This window comes from Flavobacterium bomense (assembly GCF_003970355.1).
Genome location: NZ_RYDJ01000061.1, coordinates 1 through 1745, shown reverse-complemented (window position 1 = coordinate 1745; position 1745 = coordinate 1). Strand labels below are relative to the sequence as shown.

Below are 1745 nucleotides of genomic sequence, written 5' to 3'. Positions count from 1 at the left end.
AATATCCAACACCGTTATCGTTTTGAACAGCGATTTTTAGAAGATGATTTCAAGATGCGAGCGCGTTATTTTCTCTCTTTGAATATTCCGATTAACAAAAAAGAGATGGATAAAAATACAATTTATGCTTCTGCCTATAATGAAATTTTTATCAATACCGAAGGCAATTATTTTGACAGAGATCGTATTTATGGCGGTCTTGGCTATTGTTTCAGTAAAAGTTTGAAAATGGAATTAGGAGTAATGTCACAAATTCAGCAAAATTCTAGCAGAACTCAATTTCAAATTATGTTTTTTAATAGTTTGCCTTTTTAGTTTTTTTAAAATATGCTTATCCGTATTAACACCTAATTATTTTGTATCTTTAAAATCTAAATAGATTTGATATGAATATTTTAGATTTTTATAAAGAGTATCCAGATGAATTGAGCTGTAAACTCAAGTTCAAATCGATAAGAGATAAGGAAGGGATTGTTTGTAAAAAGTGTAATTGCAAAAAGCATTATTGGAAAAAAGACAAATGGAGTTACGAATGTAAACAGTGCAAATACAGAACCTCTTTAAGATCAGGCACAGTAATGCAATCAAGCAAATTGCCTTTTCAGTACTGGTTTATAGCAATGCATTTATTAACAGCCACCAAGAAAAGTTTTTCTGCAAAGGAAATGCAAAGGCAATTAAATCATAAGCGATATGAACCAATTTGGCTTATGATGCACAAGATTCGATCGGTTATGGGCTTGCGAGATGATGAATATCAATTAACGGATTCTATTGAACTTGACGAAGGTTTTTTTGAAACAGTCAACAAAAATCTTTCAAAAGACGAGAAAAACAAGCGAGGAAGAGGAAGTCAAAAACAGACAACAGTTTTGGTAATGATTCAATCCAAAGAAAATAAAGAGAACAAAAATAAATACAGTCCAGACAAGAAAGTTGGCTATTTGAAAATGAAAGTTATCCATAATTTAAAATCTGAAACGATAAACCAAAAGATAGAAACTGGAGTAGAACCAGATACCGATGTTGTTACAGATAATTATTCGTCATACAAAAAGATAAGCCAAACCATAAATCATACGGCATATAAAGTCGACAAAACCAATGTAAACAAGGTGTTACCTTGGGTTCATAAAGCAATAAGTAATGCCAAAAGGCTTTTGTTAGATGTACATCATCGGATTGATGATGATTTTCTAGAAAACTATTTAAATGAGTTTTGTTATAAATTCAATCGAAGATATTTTCAAGATAAAACTATGGAAAGACTAATCGTTGCTGGAGTTAATCATCGATGGAATGAATTATAGGTAGCTAAACGGACAAGCATATAGTTTTATTATGTTTTCTTTTTTCACGATAATGTGTTTTTTATACGGTTAAATTCAATTTCTAATTCTTTGCTAGCTTGCCTACAAATGTATTCGATTTGGGTTACCATTTGTGCAGTTTCATCAGTAAATTGCTTCGAATTTGCAGCTTCCTGAATTAGTCTTGCCTTATTTTCTAAATCAGGACTCAAACCCATTATAGCAAAGGATGGAATAATTTTATGTGTTGCAGCCGCTAATAAAGGCCAATCTTTATCCAATACGCTTTGCCGCATAGCCTCAAGTAATGGTGGGGTTTGTTGCAAATATATTGAAATCATTTCCATCATTAGTTTTGGATTAGACTTAGTTCTTTCCTTCAAGTAATCTAAATTAGTGTATTTGATTTCGGTACTTTCCTTTTGATTTTTTTTC

At 31.4% G+C, this 1745-nt stretch carries 3 protein-coding genes; 2 read left to right on the top strand and 1 reads right to left on the bottom strand.

Annotated features, from left to right (window positions below; all coding sequences use genetic code 11):
• Both EKL98_RS15525 and EKL98_RS15520 read left to right on the top strand, forming a co-directional pair.
• On the top strand, positions 1–315 hold a 315-nt coding region (locus EKL98_RS15525; RefSeq protein ID WP_148104427.1), incomplete at its 5' end, for a DUF2490 domain-containing protein.
• A gap of 71 nt (positions 316–386) precedes the next feature.
• Positions 387–1310 carry an IS1595 family transposase gene (locus tag EKL98_RS15520; protein ID WP_126563103.1) on the top strand — a complete coding sequence of 308 codons (924 nt, stop codon included), beginning with the start codon at positions 387–389 and terminating at the stop codon, positions 1308–1310.
• A 44-nt stretch (positions 1311–1354) separates the two neighbouring features.
• On the opposite strand, the gene EKL98_RS17645 is transcribed toward EKL98_RS15520, so the two are convergent.
• On the bottom strand, positions 1355–1745 hold a 391-nt coding region (locus EKL98_RS17645), incomplete at its 5' end, for an Hpt domain-containing protein (RefSeq protein WP_199740723.1).